At 66.9% G+C, this 20,550-nt stretch carries 20 protein-coding genes; 16 read left to right on the top strand and 4 right to left on the bottom strand.

Going from position 1 to position 20,550, the window contains the following annotated elements; translation table 11 throughout:
• Positions 1 to 183: 183 nt before the first annotated feature.
• Complete coding sequence (locus EO139_RS11225; protein WP_126970660.1) at positions 184 to 927, bottom strand: sulfite exporter TauE/SafE family protein; 744 nt, start codon at positions 925 to 927, stop codon at positions 184 to 186.
• Between the two features lie 195 nt (positions 928 to 1,122).
• On the opposite strand from EO139_RS11225, the gene EO139_RS11220 reads away from it, so the two are divergent.
• A complete protein-coding gene (locus EO139_RS11220; RefSeq protein ID WP_126970640.1) occupies positions 1,123 to 2,007 on the top strand; it encodes a LysR substrate-binding domain-containing protein in 885 nt (294 codons plus the stop codon).
• A 54-nt stretch (positions 2,008 to 2,061) separates the two neighbouring features.
• Here EO139_RS11220 and EO139_RS11215 read toward each other — a convergent pair whose 3' ends face one another.
• Positions 2,062 to 2,928: an endonuclease/exonuclease/phosphatase family protein gene (locus EO139_RS11215; RefSeq protein ID WP_126970638.1), complete on the bottom strand. Its 867-nt coding sequence runs from the start codon at positions 2,926 to 2,928 to the stop codon at positions 2,062 to 2,064.
• 163 nt (positions 2,929 to 3,091) lie between these two features.
• Between EO139_RS11215 and EO139_RS11210 the strand changes: the two genes are divergently transcribed.
• The 8 genes from EO139_RS11210 to gnd all read left to right on the top strand — a co-directional run bounded on the left by EO139_RS11210 (position 3,092) and on the right by gnd (position 11,704).
• The gene (locus EO139_RS11210) at positions 3,092 to 4,147 is read left to right on the top strand and encodes a bifunctional nicotinamide-nucleotide adenylyltransferase/Nudix hydroxylase (RefSeq protein WP_104649212.1); all 1,056 of its coding nucleotides are present in this window, start codon (positions 3,092 to 3,094) and stop codon (positions 4,145 to 4,147) included.
• Between the two features lie 125 nt (positions 4,148 to 4,272).
• Positions 4,273 to 5,676, top strand: coding sequence for a nicotinate phosphoribosyltransferase (locus EO139_RS11205; RefSeq protein ID WP_126942830.1), 1,404 nt, complete (start codon positions 4,273 to 4,275; stop codon positions 5,674 to 5,676).
• A 22-nt stretch (positions 5,677 to 5,698) separates the two neighbouring features.
• Entirely contained in the window at positions 5,699 to 6,796 is a 1,098-nt protein-coding gene (locus EO139_RS11200; RefSeq protein WP_126970636.1) for a hypothetical protein, read from the top strand.
• Positions 6,789 to 7,853, top strand: a complete 1,065-nt coding sequence (locus tag EO139_RS11195) for a DNA methyltransferase (RefSeq protein WP_126970634.1) — start codon at positions 6,789 to 6,791, stop codon at positions 7,851 to 7,853. Before EO139_RS11200 ends, EO139_RS11195 begins: the two co-directional genes overlap by 8 nt.
• A 74-nt stretch (positions 7,854 to 7,927) precedes the next feature.
• Entirely contained in the window at positions 7,928 to 8,728 is an 801-nt protein-coding gene (locus tag EO139_RS11190) for a DUF2242 domain-containing protein (RefSeq protein WP_164739814.1), read from the top strand.
• A gap of 121 nt (positions 8,729 to 8,849) precedes the next feature.
• Positions 8,850 to 9,230, top strand: a complete 381-nt coding sequence (locus EO139_RS11185; RefSeq protein WP_104583789.1) for a glycine zipper 2TM domain-containing protein — start codon at positions 8,850 to 8,852, stop codon at positions 9,228 to 9,230.
• A 210-nt stretch (positions 9,231 to 9,440) separates the two neighbouring features.
• Complete coding sequence (locus tag EO139_RS11180) at positions 9,441 to 10,742, top strand: hypothetical protein (protein ID WP_126970658.1); 1,302 nt, start codon at positions 9,441 to 9,443, stop codon at positions 10,740 to 10,742.
• A 20-nt stretch (positions 10,743 to 10,762) separates the two neighbouring features.
• Positions 10,763 to 11,704 carry a phosphogluconate dehydrogenase (NAD(+)-dependent, decarboxylating) gene (gene gnd / locus EO139_RS11175; RefSeq protein ID WP_104649208.1) on the top strand — a complete coding sequence of 314 codons (942 nt, stop codon included), beginning with the start codon at positions 10,763 to 10,765 and terminating at the stop codon, positions 11,702 to 11,704.
• A gap of 204 nt (positions 11,705 to 11,908) precedes the next feature.
• Here the strand turns inward: gnd and EO139_RS11170 are convergent, their stop codons facing one another.
• Positions 11,909 to 12,976 (bottom strand): oxidoreductase, encoded by a 1,068-nt coding sequence (locus EO139_RS11170; RefSeq protein ID WP_126970630.1) that lies wholly within the window; start codon positions 12,974 to 12,976, stop codon positions 11,909 to 11,911.
• Between the two features lie 151 nt (positions 12,977 to 13,127).
• Between EO139_RS11170 and EO139_RS11165 the strand changes: the two genes are divergently transcribed.
• The 5 genes from EO139_RS11165 (at position 13,128) to folK (ending at position 18,144) form a co-directional block, all read left to right on the top strand.
• Positions 13,128 to 13,499, top strand: coding sequence for a BON domain-containing protein (locus EO139_RS11165; RefSeq protein ID WP_164739034.1), 372 nt, complete (start codon positions 13,128 to 13,130; stop codon positions 13,497 to 13,499).
• A 285-nt stretch (positions 13,500 to 13,784) separates the two neighbouring features.
• On the top strand, positions 13,785 to 15,596 hold the full coding sequence (locus EO139_RS11160) for an ATP-binding protein (protein ID WP_104649206.1): 1,812 nt from the start codon (positions 13,785 to 13,787) through the stop codon (positions 15,594 to 15,596).
• The gene (locus EO139_RS11155) at positions 15,593 to 16,033 is read left to right on the top strand and encodes a response regulator (protein WP_104583792.1); all 441 of its coding nucleotides are present in this window, start codon (positions 15,593 to 15,595) and stop codon (positions 16,031 to 16,033) included. The genes EO139_RS11160 and EO139_RS11155 overlap by 4 nt, the downstream gene beginning before the upstream one ends.
• Positions 16,034 to 16,036: 3 nt before the next feature.
• Positions 16,037 to 17,539 carry a hybrid sensor histidine kinase/response regulator gene (locus EO139_RS11150; RefSeq protein ID WP_119129579.1) on the top strand — a complete coding sequence of 501 codons (1,503 nt, stop codon included), beginning with the start codon at positions 16,037 to 16,039 and terminating at the stop codon, positions 17,537 to 17,539.
• A gap of 92 nt (positions 17,540 to 17,631) precedes the next feature.
• The gene (gene folK, locus EO139_RS11145; protein WP_126970628.1) at positions 17,632 to 18,144 is read left to right on the top strand and encodes a 2-amino-4-hydroxy-6-hydroxymethyldihydropteridine diphosphokinase; all 513 of its coding nucleotides are present in this window, start codon (positions 17,632 to 17,634) and stop codon (positions 18,142 to 18,144) included.
• A gap of 12 nt (positions 18,145 to 18,156) precedes the next feature.
• On the opposite strand, the gene EO139_RS11140 is transcribed toward folK, so the two are convergent.
• Positions 18,157 to 18,894: a pteridine reductase gene (locus tag EO139_RS11140; RefSeq protein ID WP_115676035.1), complete on the bottom strand. Its 738-nt coding sequence runs from the start codon at positions 18,892 to 18,894 to the stop codon at positions 18,157 to 18,159.
• Here EO139_RS11140 and EO139_RS11135 point away from each other — a divergent pair.
• Positions 18,893 to 20,146 carry an SAM-dependent methyltransferase gene (locus EO139_RS11135; RefSeq protein WP_206515138.1) on the top strand — a complete coding sequence of 418 codons (1,254 nt, stop codon included), beginning with the start codon at positions 18,893 to 18,895 and terminating at the stop codon, positions 20,144 to 20,146. The two genes, EO139_RS11140 and EO139_RS11135, sit on opposite strands and share 2 nt — an antisense overlap.
• Entirely contained in the window at positions 20,134 to 20,550 is a 417-nt protein-coding gene (locus tag EO139_RS11130; RefSeq protein WP_104583797.1) for a VanZ family protein, read from the top strand. Before EO139_RS11135 ends, EO139_RS11130 begins: the two co-directional genes overlap by 13 nt.

The following is a 20,550-nucleotide window of genomic DNA, read 5'->3' as shown; positions in this document are numbered from 1 at the left end:
TCTGCCGAGCGCCCGGCGACTCCATCGGGTTGAAGGAATAAAAAACGCCACCGCACTGCGGTGGCGTTTTTGTTGGCCGACTCTTCATATCGGTCTTGCCGGCGCGAGCGGGTGTGATTGCGGATCGACCAGCCGGCTGCCGTACCGGTATGCCTTGCAGTGTTCAGTGCGTCCGATGTGACCTTACGCCATTGCCTGCCAGATGCCTTGCAGGCCGAGCACCAGCAGCGTGGCGAAAAAAAAGCGCCGGAACGTCTCGGCGGAAATGCGATGGCGCACCCAGGCACCCAGCCACATGCCGATGGCGGTGGGCAGCAGCGCCCACAGTGACGGAGCGATCGCCGCGCCCGGTAGCGCACCGTGCCAGGCCAGGGCGACGGCCAGCGCCAGCGTCGCAACGCCGAAACACCAGCCCAAAGACCGGATCAACGACTCGCGCGGGAGCTGCAATGCAGTGAGGTAAGGCAGTGATGGCAGCACGAACACGCCGGTGGCGCCACTCAACAGACCGGTGACCAGCCCGGCCACTGGTCCGGCCCAGGGTTCGTGACGCGCCTGCAGCGTCCACTGGCGGCGAGCCAGCCCAAGCAGGGCATACAGCGCCAGCAGCACGCCCAGCCCGGCGCGGACCAGGGTGGGATCGGCGCCTGTCATCACTCCTGCGCTCAGCCAGGCGCCGAGCGTCACGGTTGCCAGCAATGGCCACAGGCGCCGCAACAGGGCGAGCGTGTCTGGTCCCCAGGCTTGCTGCACATTCGTCACCAGCGAAGGCAGCGCCAGTAACGTCGCTGCCTCGGCAGGTGTCAGCCATAGACCCAGCAGCCCCATTGCCACGGTCGGCAAGCCCATTCCGGCCACGCCCTTGACCCAGCCAGCCAGCAAGAAAATACCTGCGATCAGATACCAATGGGTGTGCAAGGTCTCCATGCAGGCAAGGATCCGGGCTTGTTCCGCGGCGGACAATGCGGGATTGTTTGATGCAGGCTTCGGTACAGCCGAAGGCTGAGGCACGGGACGCGGGGGCGTGGAAGGATCCATGGCCAGCTAGGTGGCGGTTTGACCAAGCTGCCTTGTCGGCGGCCGGTGCACATCGATTGACGTACACGTGCCTGTGGAGCGCTCATGCATCTGGAATTTGTCGATCTACGCTTGTTCATCGCGGTGGTCGAGGCAGGCAGCATCACTGCCGGCGCGCAACGGGCGGCGTTGTCGTTGGCGGCTGCCAGCGCGCGGATTCGTGCGCTGGAGCTGCAAGTGGGCGCCGTCCTGCTGGAACGCGGGCGCCGCGGTGTCAGCCTGACCCCGGCTGGCGGTGTGTTGCTGCGGCACGCACGGCAGTTGCAGCGGCAGGCCGAGGCGTTGCAGCTGGAGCTGGGCGGCTACGGTGGCGGCGGGCAGGTGACGCTGCGGCTGGCGGCCAATACCGCGGCGCTGTCGGCATGGCTGCCCGAACGGCTGGCGGATTTTCTCATCGCACACCCGCAGCTTGATCTGGCGTTGACCGAGCAGGGCAGCGACGAAGCCGCCGATGCGGTGCGCGAGGAACGCGCCGACATCGCCGTGGTCGCAGGCCATGCCGATGTCAGTGGCCTGCAGGTGCTGCCGTTCCGTGAGGATCGGCTGGTGCTGGTGATGGCTGCCACGCATCCACTGGCTGGCGCCTCGACGCTGCGATTGAACGAGCTGGCCGGAATGGACACGCTGGGCCTGGCCGGCGACAGCGCCCTGCAGCGGCACCTGCGCGTACACGTGAACCGCGCCGGCGTGCAGTTGCGCACCCGTGCAAAGGTGCAAGGCATCGACGCGTTGTGCCGCATGCTCGCACAAGGCATGGGCGTGGCGATTCTTCCGCACGCCGCAGTGCAACGCTCATGCGTGCGCGATCGGCTGGTGACGGTGCCCCTGGATGAAGCCTGGGCACCTCGGCAACTATCGATCGTGCTGCGTCACGGGCCCGCGCCATCGACCATGCTGCAAGCGCTGGTCGATTGGCTGCAACGCGATTGACCTGCGTGCCGTCAGACGGGCCGGCATCGTGACAGCGTCACCTCGCCGGCACGATCAATGCGGCCAGGCGAATTCGGCCAGCACCGGGTAGTGGTCGGAGGGCAACACACCGCCTGGGCGGGTATCTAGCGTGGAAAAGCGTGTTGGTGTCAGGCCACGGAACAGGATCCAGTCGATGCGTCGGGTCGGTTGCGTGGTGAAGTCCTGGAAGGTTTTTTCCGGGCCTTGCGGCGTCGAGACGCGGGCACGTGCATCGCCAAGCGTGGCGGTGAGGATGCGGTAGGTGCCTTGGTCAGGATCGCTGTTGAAGTCACCGGTCAGCACCACCGGCATGTCGGCCGGCAGCGACGCGATGCGCGACAGGATGACGCGCGCGCTGTGCTCGCGGGCGGCCTCGTCCTGGTCGCGGTGGGCGAAGTGCGTGTTGAGCAGATAGAAGCGGCGCTTGTCGCTGCGGCGCTCGAACAGGGCCCAGGTCACCATGCGTGGCAGGTCGGTATTCCAGCTGCGGCTGCCGGGCACCTGCGGCGTTTCCGATAGCCAGAAGTCGCCCGATTCCACCACCGACAACGTGCGGCTGTCGTAGAACACGCCCATGTGTTCGCCGTTGCCGTCGGCGTCGCGGCCCTTGCCGAACCAGCGGTAATCAGGCAGCTGTGCAGCCAGATACTGCGCCTGCTCCTGCACCAGTTCCTGCATTCCGAAGACGTCCGGGTGCGCTTGTTCGATCGATGCCACCATCGCCGTGCGGCGCACGGCCCAGCGCTTGTCACCGTCGGTGTCCACCGGCACGCGCACGTTGAACGACATCACCCGCAAGGGCACAGGCGCGGGTGCGGCCAATGCAGGCAGGGCGATGCACAGCAGCGCGAGTGCGGCGAGCAAGGAATATGAGATAGCGCGAAAGGACAAGCGTGGCATGCAGGCGGATTCCTCAAGGACCAATCGGCGAGTCTAATCGGCCTGCATGACCGAAATGTCATTGCGACACCGCGCCGGCTTGACGTTATCGCGCATCGGCGTAGCATTTGCAGCAAGCCAGCGGATAGACCGCTGGCTGCCTAGCCAACCGTGAGGGATTCTCATGGCATCGCAGTACGACTATCTCGTGTTCATCGGGCGTTTCGAGCCCTTTCATAACGGCCACGCCGCCGTCGCCCGCCATGCGCTGGGCAAGGCGAACAAGCTCATCGTGTTGATCGGCTCTGCCGACACCCCCCGCACCATTCGCAATCCGTGGACCGTCGCCGAACGCGCGGTGATGATCGAGTCCGCGTTGCCGGGCGAGAGCCCGCGGCTGATCCTGCGCCCGTTGCGCGACCATCTGTACAACGAAAGCCTGTGGATTGCCGAGGTGCAGCGGCAGGTTGCCGAGGCCGTGCAGGCCGATGGCGGCACGCTCGATGCACGCATCGGCCTGATCGGCATGGACAAGGACGCCAGCAGCTATTACCTGCGCGAGTTTCCGCAGTGGCCGCTGGAAGACGTGCAACATACCGCCACGCTGTCGGCCACCGAATTGCGCCGCTACCTGTTCGAGGCCGGCGAGATCGGCTTCCACGGTGGGCTGCTGATGCTGCGTGGCAATGTGCCGGCGCCGGTGTACGACATGCTGGAAGCGTTCCGGCGCAATTCGCCGAGCTACGCACAGCTGGTGGCCGAATACCGCTTCATCGAGCAGTATCGCGCCGCGTGGAAGGACGCCCCGTATCCGCCGACCTTCGTCACCACCGATGCGGTGGTGGTGCATTCGGGCCACGTGCTGCTGGTGCGTCGCCGCGCCGAGCCGGGCAAGGGCCTGTGGGCATTGCCGGGCGGTTTCGTCGGCCAGGACGAAGGCCTGCTGGATGGCTGCCTGCGCGAGCTGCGCGAGGAAACCCGGCTGAAAGTGCCGGTGCCGGTGCTCAAGGGGTCGTTGCGTGGGCGCCAGGTGTTCGATCACCCCGAGCGCAGCTTGCGCGGGCGCACCATCACCCATGCCTTCCACTTCGAGTTTCCGGCCGGCGAGTTGCCTGCGGTGCGCGGGGGCGACGATGCCGACAAGGCGCGCTGGATTCCGCTTGCCGAAGTGATGGCGATGGGGCCGCGCCTGTACGAAGATCACCTGCATATCCTCGAATTCTTTCTGGGTCGCGGCTGAGAGCGACAACGGGCGCGTGCCGTCGTCCACCAAAGGCATCCGCGCGCAATCCAAGATCGGCTCGAACCGTAGCCTCCCGCCGGCGGACAGACCGCCGGTTCACCCGACGCGAAGGAGCTTCCGTCATGCATTACCTCGATAACCTGCTGCTCAACACCGACAGCTACAAGGCCAGCCACTGGCTGCAGTATCCACCTGGCACCGATGCGGCGTTTTTCTATGTCGAATCCCGCGGTGGCGTCTACGACCAGACCGTGTTCTTCGGCCTGCAGTCGATCCTGAAGGAGGCGATCAACCGGCCGGTGACGCATGCAGACATCGACGATGCGAAGGCCTTGCTGGCCGCGCATGGCGAGCCGTTCAACGAAGCCGGCTGGCGCGACATCGTCGATCGTCTCGGCGGGCAACTGCCGATCCGCATCCGCGCCGTGCCCGAAGGCGCGGTCGTGCCCACGCACAATGTGTTGATGACGATCGAATCCACCGATCCCAAGGCGTTCTGGGTGCCGTCGTATCTGGAAACACTGCTGTTGCGCGTGTGGTACCCGGTGACGGTGGCAACGGTGAGCTGGCAGGTGAAGCAGGTCGTGCGCGATTACCTGCAGCGCACCAGCGACGATCCGGAAGGGCAGTTGCCGTTCAAGCTGCATGACTTCGGCGCGCGTGGTGTCTCCAGTCTTGGCTCGGCCGCGCTGGGCGGTGCGGCGCATCTGGTGAACTTCCTCGGCACCGATACCTTGTCGGCGTTGTTGCTGGCGCGTGCGCACTACCACACGCCGGTGGCGGGGTATTCGATTCCCGCCGCCGAGCACAGCACCATCACCAGCTGGGGCCGCGAGCGCGAGGCAGATGCGTACCGCAACATGCTGACGCAGTTCGCGCGTCCCGGCTCGCTGGTGGCGGTGGTGTCGGACAGCTACGACATCTACCACGCGATCCGCGAGCATTGGGGCACCGCCTTGCGCGAGCAGGTGATCGCCTCTGGTGCGACGGTGGTGATCCGCCCGGATTCGGGCGACCCGGTGGACGTGGTCGAGCACTGCCTGGTGCTGCTGGACGAGGCCTTCGGCCATCGGCTCAACGGCAAGGGCTACAAGGTGCTCAACCATGTGCGGGTGATCCAGGGCGATGGCATCAATCCACAGTCGCTGCGCGCGATCCTCGAACGCATCACCGCTGCCGGGTATGCCGCCGACAACGTCGCCTTCGGCATGGGCGGTGCGCTGTTGCAGAAGGTGGATCGCGATACGCAGAAGTTCGCGCTGAAGTGCTCGGCCGTGCGCGTGGACGGCCAATGGATCGATGTCTACAAGGACCCGGTCACCGACAAGGGCAAGCAGAGCAAGCGCGGTCGGCTGACCTTGCTGCGCAACCGCGGCGACGGCAGTTATCGCAGCGCGTTGCTGGACGACGTCGGCACGCATGCAGACAGCGACGATGCGCTGGTGACGGTGTGGGAAAACGGCGTCATGCAGCAGGAGTGGACCCTGGAACAGGTGCGCGCACGTGCCGACGCCGCGCGCCGCTGACGTTCGCCACGCAGGCACCGCCATGCGCGCGATCGATGACAACGCGTTGCTGTCTGCCTCGCCGCTGCTGGCCGGGTTGCGCGCCGCCGCCCCCAGCCTGTGGCGGCGCGTGCCGGAGCAGGGCGAGAGCGGTCGATGGCATGCACTGCGCATCGGTGCGCGCGCGTACCGGGTAGCGCTGCCGATCACGTTCACTCCGTATGCGTCGGTACGGCCGTGCTCGGCGCGCTGCGGATTCTGCTCGGAAAACCTGCGCCAGCATCATGGTGGCGCGGCAGCAGCGATGTTGCGGCCAGGGCCGGACTACTTTGCGCAGTTGCGCGCTGCCTTGCAGCTGCTGCACGAGGTGCCGTTGTCGTATTCGTTGTCCGGCCTGGAGATGACCGACGATCCGGACTGGTTGCAGACCCTGCTGCAGACGCTGGCGACGACGCCCAACGGCCCGCGCGTGGAGCAGCGCGTGCTGTACAGCAATGGCGCAGGCCTTGCGCGCGCGCAGGGGGCACAGCTGATCGATGCCCTGGTCGAGTTCGGCCTGTCGTGGATCGAGCTGTCGCGCCACCACCCGCTGCAGGCCGGCAACGACGCGATCATGCGCTTTCGTCCCGGCGAACCCATTGCCGATGCGGCCACTTTTGCGCGCACGGCGCAACGCCTTGCAGCGCACCTGCCGGTGCGGCTGGTCTGCATCGTGCAGCGGGGCGGGGTGGACACTGCCGATGCCGTGGCGCAGTACCTCGCGTGGGCGCGCAGCTGTGGCGCCACACAGGTGATCTTTCGCGAACTGTCGCGTCTGGACGATGCGTACCGCAGCAACGGCACCTGGCGGTACATCGCGCAGCATCGCATCGGCATGGAGCGCCTGTTGGCGGACTGCATGCAGCAGCGGTGGTGGTCGCGCTGGCAGGCGGATGGCATGACCGAAGGCTATTACTTCTGGAATCTGCGCATGCGCAGCGAAGACAGCCTGGACGTGGTGTTCGAAAGTGCCGACTACGCGGCCATGCACGCACGCCATGCCACCGGCGACCTCTACAAGCTGGTGTTCTTTGCCAATGGCCGCCTGTGTGCGGGCTGGGACCCGGATGCCGATGTGCTGTGGGAGCCGGCCGGTGGATGAGCTCGACCAGCGCAGCTGGTGGACGCCCACACCGGATGACCCGTCCTGGGCACTGCCCGAGGCGTTGCGCGCAGCCGATCCACTTGGCGGGCGCGACTGTGGCTGGGTCAACCAGATGCGCCCGTTCGTGCGGCACTTCAGCGCGCCGGGCGCGCAGGTGTTCGACCCGTTCTGCGGATTCGGCAGCACGCTGCTGGCGGCCACGCTGGAAGGGCGTGGCGCGCATGGCATGGAGATCGATGCCGCACGCGCGCAACTGGCACGCACGCGCCTGCAGCGGCACGGCGTGCAGGCGCCGGTGGTGGTCGGCACGCTGGTCGACACCGCGCCTGCCGCGGCGATCGACCTGTGCCTGACCAACGTGCCGTATTTCGGTTGCCGCTGGCACGGTGAGGTGCTGCCCGGGCAGCTGTACGCCAGTGCCGATTACGCGGGCTATCTGTCCGGCATGCGCGCGGTATTGCATGCGCTGCGCAAGCGCTTGCGACCGGGTGGGTTCGGTGTGGCGATGGTGGAGAACGTCGTCGTCGGCGGGCGGGTGATCCCGCAGGCCTGGGATCTGGGGCGGATCCTTGCCAGCCTGTTCACCCTGCGCGAGGAGCGGGTGCTGTGCTACCGGCGGCCGGGCGCAGCGCTGGCGCCTGCAGGCACGCAGAGCGATCGCAGCCACGAATACGCACTGATCTTCCAGCACTGCCGTGCGCGGCTGGACCTGCAGCAGGCAGCGCAGCTGCTGCATGCGTTGCGGGCAAACGGCCTGCCGGTGGAGGTGCACGGCAGCTACGCGCGCTGGTTGGAGTCGCCGGCGTCGGTGCCGGAGGGGCCGGCGGATCTGGACCTGATCCTGCAGGCCGAGCAGCCGCTCTGGGACCGCCTCACCGTGTGGCTGCAGGCGCAGGGATTCGCCCTGAGCCTGTGGGGCGAGCCGTGCCGGGCGCCGGTCGCGCTGGCGGCGGTGCGTGCGCACCACTATCTGCGCGCCGAGCGCATCGGTGCAGACGGCAGCCGCCTGCAGCTGGACCTGCAACTGCCAGTGGATGAACCGCCGTTGCCCTGAGCCGGCCAGGCGACGCCGCGCGCACATGGGTTGCGGCTATGCTCTGTGCCGGTTTTGGATGCCGGAATGTCTCCATGTCTCGTTCTTCCCTGATTGCGCACGGCGCCCTGCTTGGCGCGCTGGCAACCCTGGCTGGCTGCGGCGGCAGCAAGGGCGACACGATGCTGATGCGCGAGTCGTTCAATTCCGACGACACCTATTCGCGCAATGTGGCAGCCACCTCGCCGCAGGCCTGCGAGGCCGCGCGACGGGTGTTGTTGAGCCAGGGCTATGCGGTGACGCGTGCCGATGCCGCCGCGGTAGAGGGCAGCAAGAACTTCCAGCTCAAGGAAGCCGAGCAGAGCGAACAACTCAACCTGCGCATTTCCTGCGCCACGCAGGACGGCGGCAAGGCGCAGGTGTTCGTCAGCGCATTGCAGGACCGTTACGCGCTGAAGAAGAGTTCGACCTCGGCTAGCGTCGGGGTGGGCGTGCTCGGCTCGCTGTCGCTGCCGGTGGGCAGCAGCGGCGATTCGCTGGTGCGCGTATCCAGCACCACGGTGCAGGACGCGGCCTTCTACAAGCGGTTCTTCGATCGTCTGAATTCGTATCTGCCCAAGGTTACCGAGGCGGTGCCCGCGACTGCAGCTGCGGTGCCGCCATCGCCTGCGCATGCAATGCCAGTGGCACCGGCGGCCCCCATGCCTGCGGCGACTGCGGCCGCTCAGACGGGCGAGGCGACCAACACGCCCGCTGCCGCGCCGTCACCGGTTGCAGCACCGGGCGCTCAGCCCCCTGTCGCGCAGCCGCCGGTGGCACCGTTGCCGGTGGAAGCGCAAGACCCGTCACCGACGCCGGCCGAGGTGCCGCAAACCGAGCCGGCAACACAGCCGTGAGGACGTGATTCAGGCTCTGTGCCAAAGCCTGAATCGCTGGCCGCACGCTTCACGTTGCGTTCTCGACCAACTGGCGAAAGTGGAACCATGACTCGCCGAAGGGGCGAGATGGAGACAGACGATGAAGATGCGCAATTCCCTCGTGGGTATGTCCCTGATCGCGTTGATGGCGACGAGCACCTTGGCGCAGGCGCAGACGCGGTCGCATCAGCAGCGTTATACCGAAGCAGATGAAGGCCGCAAGTTCGGCGACGGGACGCGCGTGCGCTGCCGCAATGTCGAAGTGCAGAAGAACTCGACCGATCCCAATCGGATTGGCGGCACCGTCGCCGGCGCTGCCATCGGCGGACTGCTCGGCAATCAGGTCGGCGGCGGCAACGGCAAGAAGCTGGCCACCGTGGCTGGCGCGGTCGCCGGTGGTGCAGCGGGCCGCACCATCCAGGGCAATCGCCAGCAGACCAATGGCAATCGTCAGGTCGAGCGCGTCTGCGAACGTCGCTGAGAATGATGTATTGAATCCAGCGAGCCCCGGTCCTGCCGGGGCTTTCTACGTCTGAGGGTGCAGCGCCTTGCTGCCGATCCGCGTCACCGCAACTAGATGAGTGTTTTCCGCAGCTCCCGCAAGCGATTGCAGGCAGGACGCATGCGGCCTGCGTTCGCAGCCGCACCTGCGGCTGCACCGCATGGACGGCGTGGTCGCCTCGGCGTGCGCCTGTGCGCGGCCGCGTTGCTCGCCGCGCAGCTGCTGCAGTCCGCCTTGGCCACGCCGAGCGAGGCCGCGCGCAAGGCCCCGGTGGACTGCGTCGATGCCCTGTTGCGCCAGCTCGGTTGGGAGATCGGCAACGCTGCGGTGAGTGCGCCGGTGATCCAGCGCGGCAAGCCATGCACGCGCGCGTCGCTGGCGCAGGCGCGCGCGGCCGGCGATCTGCAGCTGACGCTGCCGGCCAGCTGGAACGCGCAACAACGCGCCGCCACGCTCGTGGCCTTGCTGGACGATACGGCGACCCAATGCGCGTACGCGTTCGAACTCGGTGCGGCCACGCGGCGCGCCGCCACACGGCTGCAGGACAACCCGGGCTACCGGTTTTCGGCGCTGCAACTGGGCTGGATCGGCTTCGGCTGGCGCGGCGCGGCGTCGCAGGGCTGGAGCGGCTTTCGCAGTTTCGGGCGCGGCTATCAACCGCGCGGCAGCAATGCGCAGGCGCTGGATGCGTTCTACCGCGGCCAGGTGCGTTCCGAATGCGGGGTGGGACGGCAGGTGGCCCAATTGGCCACGCAGCGCGAACTGTATGGCGATGCGGGATTCGATCAGGTGTTCAGCGCCGGCGAGTTGTCGATCGGCACCTTTTTGACCCTCCACGACACCGACAGCATCCTGCTGGGTGCGCATGCCGGCGACTTCTTCGCCGACGGCAAGGCGGTCAGGACCGCGCAGCTGGGGCGCCAGGCATTTGTCGGCGCGCCGGGGTTCATTGCGCATGTGTTCGACAAGGCGTACCTGGACGACATCCACAACCAGGCCGAGAACTTCGTAGTGGTGGATGTGAGCGACGCAGCCGCGCAGGCGCTGGCCCAGCACGGCGGCTTGGCGCATTACGACGCGCGCAACCGGCAGATCTGGGAGCTGGCCAGGGAGCTGCGCGGTCCGGGCAAGCGGCGCTTCGAGCGGCTGCTGTACGAGCGCGATGACGCGCTGCGTGCCACGCTCGACCCGCAGCAGCAGGTACGCCTGCAAACGCTGCAAGGCCTGCTGGATGACCCGTTCTACCAGGGCTTTCTGGTGTACGTGCATCCCAAGGGCATCAAGCCGATCGGGTACCACGTGGCGCGCCTGCTCGATCGCAACCCGCGCACGCCGTATGCCATCGACCTGACCTTGCACAACCTGCGCAGCACCCTGTACTGGCGCTGGATCGACTGGCAGCTGCAACAGTGCGGCGCCGGCACCGCCGCGGAACAATCCATTGAGAATTCCGCCACGCCGGCGTACGCCGGGCATGGCACCCTGCACTGATCAGATCATGAGGAGCGATTATGGAACTGGGTATGGTGGGTTTGGGCCGCATGGGCGCCAACATGGCCGAGCGCCTGGTGCACGGCGGACACCGCGTGCATGGCTACGATCCGGGCGAAAGCGCGCGTCGCAGTGCGCAGGCCAAGGGCATTGTCACCGCTGATGCGCTGGCCGCGCTGGTGTCCGCGCTGCCGAGCCCGCGCGTGGTGTGGTTGATGGTGCCGGCGGGCAAGATCGTCGACGACACCCTGGCGCAGTTGCTGCCGCTGTTGCAGCCTGGCGACATCGTCATTGACGGCGGCAATTCGTACTACAAGGATTCGCAACGCCGCGCCGCGTTGTTGCAGGCCAGCGGTATCGCCTTTGTCGACTGCGGCACCAGTGGCGGCGTCTGGGGCCTGCAGGAAGGCTATAGCCTGATGGTGGGCGGCGACGAAGCGGCGGTGACCACGCTGCATCCAGTGCTGGCCACGCTGGCGCCGGCCGCGGACAAGGGCTGGGGCCGGGTCGGTCCGAGCGGCGCCGGCCACTTCACCAAGATGGTCCACAACGGCATCGAGTACGGAATGATGCAGGCCTATGCGGAGGGCTTCGCGCTGATGCAGCACAAGACCGACTTTGCGCTGGACCTGCACCAGGTCGCCGAGATCTGGCGCGACGGCAGCGTGGTGCGTTCGTGGTTGCTGGATCTCACCGCCGATGCGCTGGCGCACAATCCGACCATGGCGGGTATCGCACCGTTCGTGGCCGATTCGGGCGAAGGCCGCTGGACGGTGGCCGAGGCGATCGACCTGGAAGTGTCGGCGCCGATCATCACCTTGTCGCTGATGGAGCGCCTGCGCTCGCGCGACAAGGATTCGTTCACCGACAAGCTGCTGGCCGCAATGCGCAACCAGTTCGGTGGTCATGCGGTCAAGACCACCACGGAAGCCGCGCCGACGATCGGCAGCAAGGACGTCTGAGCGATCGCGCCGACGCCTGCGCGCCTGCATGGCGCGCAGTGCAGGTCTGTTCCATCGCGTCTGTGTCTGGCGACTGCCGGCGTGCCCGCTGACTGAGTGCAGTGCGCATTGATGCGGTGCCCGCACGTGGCACCGCAGGACGCGAGCGCGTCATTGCCGATGCCGAATATCGGCTGGGCGCCTGCACCGGCGCCCGGCCGTGCATCAGCCGCGCGAAGCCGCGCTTGCGCCTTCCAGCCATTGCACCTGGCCCGAGGCGGCACTGCGTTGCGCCAGCTCCAGCAGCTCCATCACCTGCACCGCGTCGGCGCCACTGACCGGCGCCGGGCCGGTGCATGCCAGGGCATCGCGGAAGGCGGCGTAGCACTGCCGGTAGTCGCCCGGCGTGGTGTCGGGTTGATGGGTGTGCACGCGGCCTTCGTCGTCCACGCGCGTCAGCGTGCCCGGGAGTGGGTCCACCCCCCAACCGGCGGTTCCGGGGCGGCGTCCGGCGCGTAGCTGGTCTTCCTGCGTATCCAGCCCGTGCTTGAGATAGCTGCCACGGGTGCCGTGCACGGCAAAGCGCAGGCCACTGTCGGCCACCAGCGAGCCGGCATGCAGGATCACGCGCAGCCGCGGATACCGCAGGGTGACGTGGAAGTAGTCGTCGCTGCGCGCCTGGTTGCGTTGACGCTGCAGATCCGCACCGATCGCCTGCGGCGTACCGAACAACTGCAGCGCCTGATCGAGCAGATGCGGCCCCAGGTCGTACCAGAGACCGGCGCCGGGGATGTCGCTCTCGCGCCAGCGGTCGCGCACCTGCGGCCGGAAGCGGTCGAAGTGCGAATGGAATTCCACCACCTCGCCCAACTGGCCTTCGTCGATCAGCCGGCGCACGGTCAGGAAGTCCGCATCCCAGCGCCGGTTCTGGAACACGCTGACGATGCGCCCGGCCCCTGCGGCAGCAGCCACCACCGCGCGCGCCTGCGCGGCGTCCAGCGCGAAGGGCTTGTCGACCAGCACATGCTTGCCGGCCGCCAGGGCCTGCAACGCGAACGGCGCATGGGTCTGGTTGGGAGTGGCCAGCACCACCGCATCCAGCGCGGGATCGGCCAGTGCCGTTTCCAGATCGGCAAGCACGGCGACCTCGGGAAAGTCGGCCTGTGCCTGCTGCGGCTTGGACGACACCACGCTGTGCAGTGTCAGGCCCGGAGTGCTGGCGATCAGCGGGGCATGGAAGGTGCGGCCGACATAGCCATAGCCGACGACGGCCAGATTGAACGGTTTAGGCATTGAAAACGGTTCATCGCAACGACGGAAGAGGCCTGCATGGTATTGCACACACCCGTGTGCGCCGGGTTCACAACCCCTGCATCCGGCAGTCACGTGTGCACGACGAGCGCCACTGCAGACTCCAGCCACATTCAACAGGAGGGACTATCCGATGAAGAACATCACACAGGTACGTAAGCTGCTGGCCGTGGCGCTGTCGCTGGGTCTGGCGTTGGGCGCCTCGCAGGCATTTGCCGCGCCGCAGGAACACGCCGACCACAAGGACCATGCCGCCGGCATGAACGAGTCCAAGAAGCCGGTCACCGACACCTGGATCACCACCAAGGTGAAGGCCGACCTGCTGGCGACCGACAATGTGTCGGGTACCGACGTCAAGGTCGAGACCAAGAACGGCATCGTCACCCTGACCGGCACGGTTGCGACCAAGGCCGAGCACGACAAGGCCGTGGCAGTTGCCAAGGGCATCGAAGGCGTCAAGAGCGTCAAGTCCACTGGTCTGAAGGTGGTCGCTGCAAAGATGTAATTGCAGCGGTAGTGAATGCCGGGCCAGCCGAGGCGAGGCGGCTGATCCGAGCACGAGGCGCACTCCCAGGAGTGCGCCTTTTTGTTGTCTGCGCCCGACGCAGGCAGGCCGACGGGCGGCGGGGCGCTCGCGCCATTTTCACGTTTACTGCACTTATCATATGCCCATTCAGCTATGTCGCCATCGGAGCGACCAGGCTGAATCGTTAATCTCATCTCTGGCCTGATCGGACACAATACCGACTTGCCTTCGGGGCCCTGGCAGCGAGCGGACACAGACCTAGCAATGCAGACAACGGTCCAAGCAGACAAATGGGATCGCTGGCGCCTGCCGTTACTGGCGGTTGCCGTGTTCCTGATTGTGGTGGTGCCGTCGTTGCTGCTGCAGCAGATGGCGCACAACGCCAACCAGGCCGCAGTGTGGGTCTCGCATAGCCAGGACGTGCAGGAGACCGCCCAGCGTCTGGAAGCGGCGATGCGCGACACCGAATCGGCGGCCTTGATGCGCTCGCATGGCGTGCAGCGCCCGGCCCTGCTGGAACGCATGCGGCGCGGCCGGCGCGAGTCAATGGACGCGGTGCAGCGGTTGATCGTGCTGACCAAGGACAACCCCGCGCAACAGGTGCGGATGGGGCGTATCCAGAGCACCATCGAGCGGCGCCTGTTGCTGGCCGAGCGGGTTGCGGTGACCACCGACCCGGAGCAGATCCGCGCGCTGATCAACGACATGACCCTGAACAACCCGATCCGCGTGCTGATCGACGAGTTGCAGGAGGCCGAGGGCAAGCTGCTGGAGTTGCGCAACGTGCGTGCCGAGACCGAGCGGGCGCATTACGCGGTGTTGAGCTGGGCCACGCTGGTGGTGCAGCTGCTGCTGCTGGGCACGGTGACCTGGTTGCTGCAGCGGCAGATCCGTCGCCGCCTGGCGGCCGAGCAGGAATACCTGCGCGCCAACGGCCGCGCGTCGTCGGTGTTGCAGACCGTGCGCGAGCCGATCGTGCTGCTGGACTCCAGTCAGCGCATCCTGCTGCACAACCCGGCGTTTGCCGAGCTGTACGGGCTGGAGGAGCGCGGCAACGAATCGATGGCGCTGGACGACGTGGGCGAGGGCGTGTGGCGCGATGCGCAGATCCATCAGCGGCTGGCCGACGTGCTGCTGCGCGGCCGCGAGTTGTGGGATTACGAACACGAGCAGCGCGCCGCCGATGGCGTGCTGCGCACCATGCTGATCAACGCGCGGCGCATGCCGCTGCCGGACACCAGCGATGAAGACGTGGTACTGATGACGGTCAGCGACATCAGCCTGCAGAAGGCCTCGCAGCTGCGCATCCAGGAGCTCAACCGGCAGATGGAAGGCAAGGTGGAGCAGGTGTCGGAGGTCAACCGCGAGCTGGAAGCCTTCAGCTATTCGGTCTCGCACGATCTGCGCGCGCCGCTGCGCCATGTGGCTGGATTCTCCGACAAGCTGGCGCGCCATCTGGGCGATGCGGCGGACGAGAAATCGCGTCACTACATGGAAGTGATCAGCAGCTCGGCGCGGCGCATGGCCTCGTTGATCGACGATCTGCTGGTGTACTCGCGCCTGGGCCGCAGCGCGCTGCGGCTGCAGGCGGTGGACATGCAGTCGCTGGTGTCGGAAACGCGCGCGATCCTGGATTCCAACGTGCAGAGCGAGAACACCGGCCACCGGGTGGACTGGCATATCGCGCCGTTGCCGGTGCTGGTGGCCGACGAAAACATGATGCGCCAGCTGTGGATGAACCTGCTTGGCAACGCGGTGAAATACAGCGCCAAGCGCACGGTGGCCAGGATCGAGGTCACCTACACGCCGATGGCCGACGGCGGCCATCAGTTCAGCGTGCGCGACAACGGCGCCGGCTTCGACATGGAATACAGCGCCAAGTTGTTCGGTGTGTTCCAGCGCCTGCACAAGGCCAGCGAATACGCCGGCACCGGCATCGGCCTGGCCAGCGTGCGGCGCGTGCTGACGCGTCACGGCGGCCGGATCTGGGCCGAGGGCGCGGTCGATGAAGGCGCCACGTTCTATTTCGTGCTTCCCCCTGCGCTTGAAGCGCCCAACCAAGAGTTCACTGTATGACCGCCATCCGTACCATTCTTCTGGCAGAAGACAGCCCGGCCGATGCGGAAATGGCCGTCGATGCCTTGCGCGAAGCCCGCCTGGCCAATCCCATCGTGCACGTCGAGGACGGCGTGGAAACCATGGACTATCTGCTGCGCCGGGGCATCTTCGCCGATCGCGAGGAAGGCCTGCCGGCCGTGTTGCTGCTGGACATCAAGATGCCGCGCCTGGACGGGCTGGAAGTGCTCAAGCAGATCCGCAGCGAGGAGACGCTCAAGCGCCTGCCGGTGGTGATCCTGTCATCCTCACGCGAAGAGAGCGACCTGGCCCGCAGCTGGGACCTGGGCGTCAATGCCTACGTGGTCAAGCCGGTGGACGTGGATCAGTTCTTCAACGCAGTCAAGACGCTCGGCACCTTCTGGGCGGTCATCAATCAGGCACCGGAGCTGGACTGACCCATGCTGCATGAGGGGGGCAAACTGGAGCAGCTGAAGATCCTTCTGGTGGAAGATTCACCGGAAGACGCCGAGCTGTTGTCCGACCAGCTGCTCGATGCCGGGCTGGATGCGGCATTCGAGCGCGTGGACAGCGAGCCGTCGCTGCGCGCTGCGCTGGATGCATTCCAGCCGGACATCGTGCTGTCGGACCTGAGCATGCCCGGTTTTTCCGGCCATCAGGCACTGCGCCTGGTGCGCCAGAACGGCGCCACGCCCTTCATTTTCGTCTCCGGCACCATGGGCGAGGAGACTGCGGTCAAGGCGCTGCAGGATGGCGCCAACGACTACATCATCAAGCACAACCCGACCCGCCTGCCGAGCGCGGTGATCCGTGCGATCCGCGAGGCGCGCGCCGACCTGGAACGCCAGCGCGTGGAAAGCGAGCTGATGCGCGCGCAGCGGCTGGAAAGCCTGGCGATGCTGGCGGCCGGCTTGAGCCACGACCTGCGCAATATCCTGCAGCCGTTGCTGATCGTGCCCGACCTGCTGGCCGGACGCACCGATGATCCGCAGCTGCGCCAGCTGGCCAACGTGGTGGCCGAATGCGGCCGGCGCGGGCACGAGATGGCCGAGTCGATGCTCTCGTTCGTGCGTGGCTCCAACAAGCCGCGCGAGCAGGTGTCGATCGCCAGCCTGTTCCAGGCGGTGCAGATGTTGCTCAAGAGCAGCCTGCCCGACGGCGTGCGCCTGCAGATGGACACGATCCCGCTGGATCTGACCATCGAGGCCAACTACACCGAGTTGCAGCAGTGCCTGCTCAATCTGGGCTTGAACGCGATCCAGGCGATGCCCGGTGGCGGGATGTTGACCCTGTCGGCCGATCGCCACGATGGCACGCGGGTACGCATGAGCGTGGCCGATACCGGGGTGGGCATGAGCGATGACACCCGCGCGCGCCTGTTCAGTCCCTTCTTCACCACCAAGGCCGATGGCACCGGCCTGGGGCTGATTTCCTGCAAGCGCATCGTGGAAAGCTACGGCGGCAGCATCGTGGTCGACAGCCGCCTGGGCGAGGGCACGCGCTTTGACATGATCGTGCCGATGCGTGCGGCCGCGGTGACGGTTGCCGACACCGAGCCGCCGCTGGCATTGGGGCATGGGCAGCGCGTGCTGCTGGTGGATGGCGAGGCCACGCGCCTGTCGCTGCTGGGCAATGCCTTGTCCAGCCAGGGCTACCAACCGCAGCTGGCCAGCGATGGCGCAGCGGCGCTGCAGCTGGTGCAGCAGCACGCGATGCCGGACCTGGTGATCATCGACAGCGACATCATCCAGCTGTCGGCGGTGAGCGTATTGTTGAGCATGCAGGAGCTGGGCTATCACGGCCCGGCGATCGTGCTCGAAGATGTCGGCGCGCCGCTGCAACGTTCGTACTTTCCGCCGGATATCCCGGTGCATGTGCTGCGCAAACCGCTGGAGATGCGCCGGGTGTTCCGCGCTGTGGCGCACGCGCTCGAAGTGGCCTGAGGCCAGGGTTTGGCGCGTTGCGGGCGGGCATGGGCGCATGCGGCACGATGGCAACAGTTGACGCTGATGCGGGCTGCATGCGCGAATAACGCATGACCACCGTGCTTCTCAGCCTCGGCAGCAATGTCCAGCCGACCCACTACCTGCGCCTGGCCGTCGACGCCTTGCGCGCGCGCTTCGGCCCACTTGCCATCTCCCCGGCGTATCGCACGCCGGCGGTGGGCTTCGACGGGCCGGACTTCATCAACAACGCCGTGGCGCTGGACACGGACATGGACCTGCCGGCGCTGGACCAGTGGCTGCATGCGCTGGAAGATGTGAACGGCCGCGATCGCAGCGGCCCGCGTTTCAGCGACCGCACCCTGGATGTGGACGTGGTGTTCTTCGGCGATTGCATCGTCCAAGGCCCCGGACATCTGCGCATCCCGCGGCCCGAGCTCAAGCATGCCTTCGTGTTGAAGCCGCTGGCCGATATCGCGCCGGACTTCGTCGACCCGCTGAGCGGGCAGACCCTGGCCGCGCTGTGGCAGGCGCATCCGCAGCACGGCGTCGCGTTCACGACGGTGCAGCTGGATCCGGCCCCGGCGCTGGATGTGGCGCGCTAGCGTCGTTGCAGCTCAACTGAGCTGACGGCCGCCATCCACATGCAGGGTGTGGCCGGTGACGAAGCCGGCATCGTCCAGCAGCCAGCGCACCGCCTCGGCGATTTCCTCGGGCGTGCCGATGCGCGCCAGCGGCGTGCGCGCCAGCAGCGCCTGCCTGGCGTCTGCAGACTTGCCTTGCTCCGGCCACAGGATCGCACCGGGCGCGACCGCGTTGACGCGCACCTCTGGGGCCAGCTCCAGCGCGAGCGAGCGGGTGAGCATCTCCAGCGCGCTTTTGGACGCGCCATACAGCGGATGGTTGCGCATCGGCTGCTGCGCATGCAGGTCGGTGAGGTTGACGATGGCGCCGCGGTGCTGGCGCAGCTGCGCGGCGGCCGCCTGGGCGATGAAGAACGGCGCGCGTGCGTTGACGGCGAACAACTCGTCCCATTGCGCCGCCGTCGCTGCGCCAAGCGCGGTGGGATAGAACGCGGAGGCATTGTTGACCACGCCATCCAGGCGGCCGAACGCGGCGATGCAGTCGGCAACCAGCTGCGCCGGCGCCTCCGGCAAGCGCAGGTCGGCGTGCAGGGCCTGCGCACTGCCGGCGCGCTGCGCGCAAAGCTCCGCCACACGCGCGCCGAGCGCCTCGCCGGAGCGGTGCGCATGCAGGGCAACGCGGTAGCCGGCCGCATGCAGCGTGGTGGCGATCTGCGCGCCGATACGGCGACCTGCACCGGTGATCAACACCACCTTGGAACTGTCTGTCATGGCGTACTCGCTCGGCGTTGCAAAGGGCTCGGCTATCCTGTGCATTGTCCCCGCAACCGGTGCCCGCATGCACGCCGACCTTCCTATTCCCGATCCGGACGCCCTGGCGCACAGCGAGCAGCTGGCTGCGCATCTGCGCGCCGAGATTGCCGCCGCCGGTGGTGCGATTCCGTTTTCGCGTTTCATGGAGCTGGCGTTGTATGCGCCGGGCTTGGGCTATTACAGCGCCGGCTCCAGCAAGTTCGGCGAGGCCGGCGATTTCGTCACCGCGCCGGAGCTGGGACCCTTGTTCGCGGCCACCGTGTCCGGTGCGCTGGCGCCGGTGCTGCAGCAGCTCGGGCCGCAGGCGCGCGTGCTGGAAGTGGGCGGCGGCAGCGGCGCATTCGCCGAAGTCACGCTCAAGCGCCTGCTCGAGCTGGATGCGCTACCGGAGCGTTACGCAATCCTGGAGCCCAGCGCCGACCTGCGCGAGCGTCAGCGTGAGCGGCTGGGACGCAGCCTTATCCCGCCGGTGTTCGACCTGGTCGAATGGCTGGACGGTCCGTTCCCGGACGATTGGGATGGGGTGCTGTTCGCCAACGAGGTGATCGACGCATTGCCCACGCCACGCTTCACGCTGCGCGACGGCGAGGTGTATGAGGAAACCGTGGTGCTGGATGCGCAGCAGCAGTTCGCGCGCGGCGAGCAGCCGGCCGACGCATTGCTGGGCGCGGCGGTACGGCACCTGGAACGCTATCTGGGGCAGCCCTTCGCCGATGGCTATCGCTCCGAGTTGCTGCCGCAGTTGCCATACTGGATCCAGGCCGTGGCCGGCGGGTTGAAGCGCGGTGCGATGCTGTTCGTCGACTACGGTTACCCGCGTGGCGAGTTCTATCGTGCACAGCGCGAAGACGGCACCTTGCGCGCGTTCTATCGCCATCGCATGCATGAGGATCTGTATCGCTGGCCGGGCCTGCAGGATCTGACCGCGTCGGTGGACTTCACCGCGTTGGCCGAGGCTGGCACCGGGGCCGGTTTCGAGTTGGCTGGCTACTGCACTCAAGCCAGCTTCCTGCTCGGCAACGGCCTGGATGCGTTGCTGGCACAGGCCGATACGCGCACCGATGAAGTAGGGCGCATGCGCTTGCGCGAACAGATCAAGCGGCTGACCTTACCCAGCGAAATGGGCGAGCGCTTCCAGGTGATGGGGTTTGCGCGCGATGTCGATTTTGCGCCGGCATTTCTGGCGGGCGATCTCACATGGCGGTTGTAAGCCCGGCGCTGCGGCCGTTCCATCGACCACGGTTGTGGGTAGGCCTGTGGATTGCCGCAATCCTGGTGGTGATTGCAGTGTGCATGGGGCCGCCGCCGGAGTTTCCGGAACTGCCTTCCAACAGCGACAAGGGCGAGCACTTCTTGACGTTCGCGTTGTTGTGCTGGGGGGCGGTGCAGCTGTTCGCCACCCGGCGCGCGCTGTTGTCTGCGGCATTCGGATTGGTGCTGCTGGGGATCGGCATCGAGATCGCGCAAGGGGCACTGACCACCAACCGCAGCGCGGATCCTTATGATGCGTTGGCCGATACGCTGGGCATCCTCGCCGGCTTGTGCCTGGCGTGGACGCCGCTGCGGTGGGTGATGCTACGGATGGACAAGCGCATGTTCGGGCGGCGCGGATAG

This window comes from Xanthomonas sp. BRIP62411 (genome assembly GCF_003993525.1).
Lineage (GTDB): Bacteria > Pseudomonadota > Gammaproteobacteria > Xanthomonadales > Xanthomonadaceae > Xanthomonas > Xanthomonas euroxanthea.
Note: the sequence above shows the minus strand (reverse complement) of the source record. Positions and strands in the feature narration are given on the sequence as shown.

Excerpts from the sequence above, each read along its gene's own strand:
- EO139_RS11160 (WP_104649206.1), top strand. The coding sequence starts at position 13,785 with ATGCAGACAACGGTCCAAGCAGACAAATGGGATCGCTGGCGCCTGCCG.
- EO139_RS11220 (WP_126970640.1), top strand. The coding sequence starts at position 1,123 with ATGCATCTGGAATTTGTCGATCTACGCTTGTTCATCGCGGTGGTCGAG.
- EO139_RS11150 (WP_119129579.1), top strand. The coding sequence starts at position 16,037 with ATGCTGCATGAGGGGGGCAAACTGGAGCAGCTGAAGATCCTTCTGGTG.
- EO139_RS11200 (WP_126970636.1), top strand. The coding sequence starts at position 5,699 with ATGCGCGCGATCGATGACAACGCGTTGCTGTCTGCCTCGCCGCTGCTG.
- EO139_RS11155 (WP_104583792.1), top strand. The coding sequence starts at position 15,593 with ATGACCGCCATCCGTACCATTCTTCTGGCAGAAGACAGCCCGGCCGAT.
- EO139_RS11210 (WP_104649212.1), top strand. The coding sequence starts at position 3,092 with ATGGCATCGCAGTACGACTATCTCGTGTTCATCGGGCGTTTCGAGCCC.
- EO139_RS11170 (WP_126970630.1), bottom strand. The coding sequence starts at position 12,976 with ATGCCTAAACCGTTCAATCTGGCCGTCGTCGGCTATGGCTATGTCGGC.
- EO139_RS11140 (WP_115676035.1), bottom strand. The coding sequence starts at position 18,894 with ATGACAGACAGTTCCAAGGTGGTGTTGATCACCGGTGCAGGTCGCCGT.
- EO139_RS11185 (WP_104583789.1), top strand. The coding sequence starts at position 8,850 with ATGAAGATGCGCAATTCCCTCGTGGGTATGTCCCTGATCGCGTTGATG.
- EO139_RS11225 (WP_126970660.1), bottom strand. The coding sequence starts at position 927 with ATGGAGACCTTGCACACCCATTGGTATCTGATCGCAGGTATTTTCTTG.
- EO139_RS11165 (WP_164739034.1), top strand. The coding sequence starts at position 13,128 with ATGAAGAACATCACACAGGTACGTAAGCTGCTGGCCGTGGCGCTGTCG.
- gnd (WP_104649208.1), top strand. The coding sequence starts at position 10,763 with ATGGAACTGGGTATGGTGGGTTTGGGCCGCATGGGCGCCAACATGGCC.
- EO139_RS11190 (WP_164739814.1), top strand. The coding sequence starts at position 7,928 with ATGTCTCGTTCTTCCCTGATTGCGCACGGCGCCCTGCTTGGCGCGCTG.
- EO139_RS11130 (WP_104583797.1), top strand. The coding sequence starts at position 20,134 with ATGGCGGTTGTAAGCCCGGCGCTGCGGCCGTTCCATCGACCACGGTTG.
- folK (WP_126970628.1), top strand. The coding sequence starts at position 17,632 with ATGACCACCGTGCTTCTCAGCCTCGGCAGCAATGTCCAGCCGACCCAC.
- EO139_RS11215 (WP_126970638.1), bottom strand. The coding sequence starts at position 2,928 with ATGCCACGCTTGTCCTTTCGCGCTATCTCATATTCCTTGCTCGCCGCA.
- EO139_RS11205 (WP_126942830.1), top strand. The coding sequence starts at position 4,273 with ATGCATTACCTCGATAACCTGCTGCTCAACACCGACAGCTACAAGGCC.
- EO139_RS11135 (WP_206515138.1), top strand. The coding sequence starts at position 18,893 with ATGGCGTACTCGCTCGGCGTTGCAAAGGGCTCGGCTATCCTGTGCATT.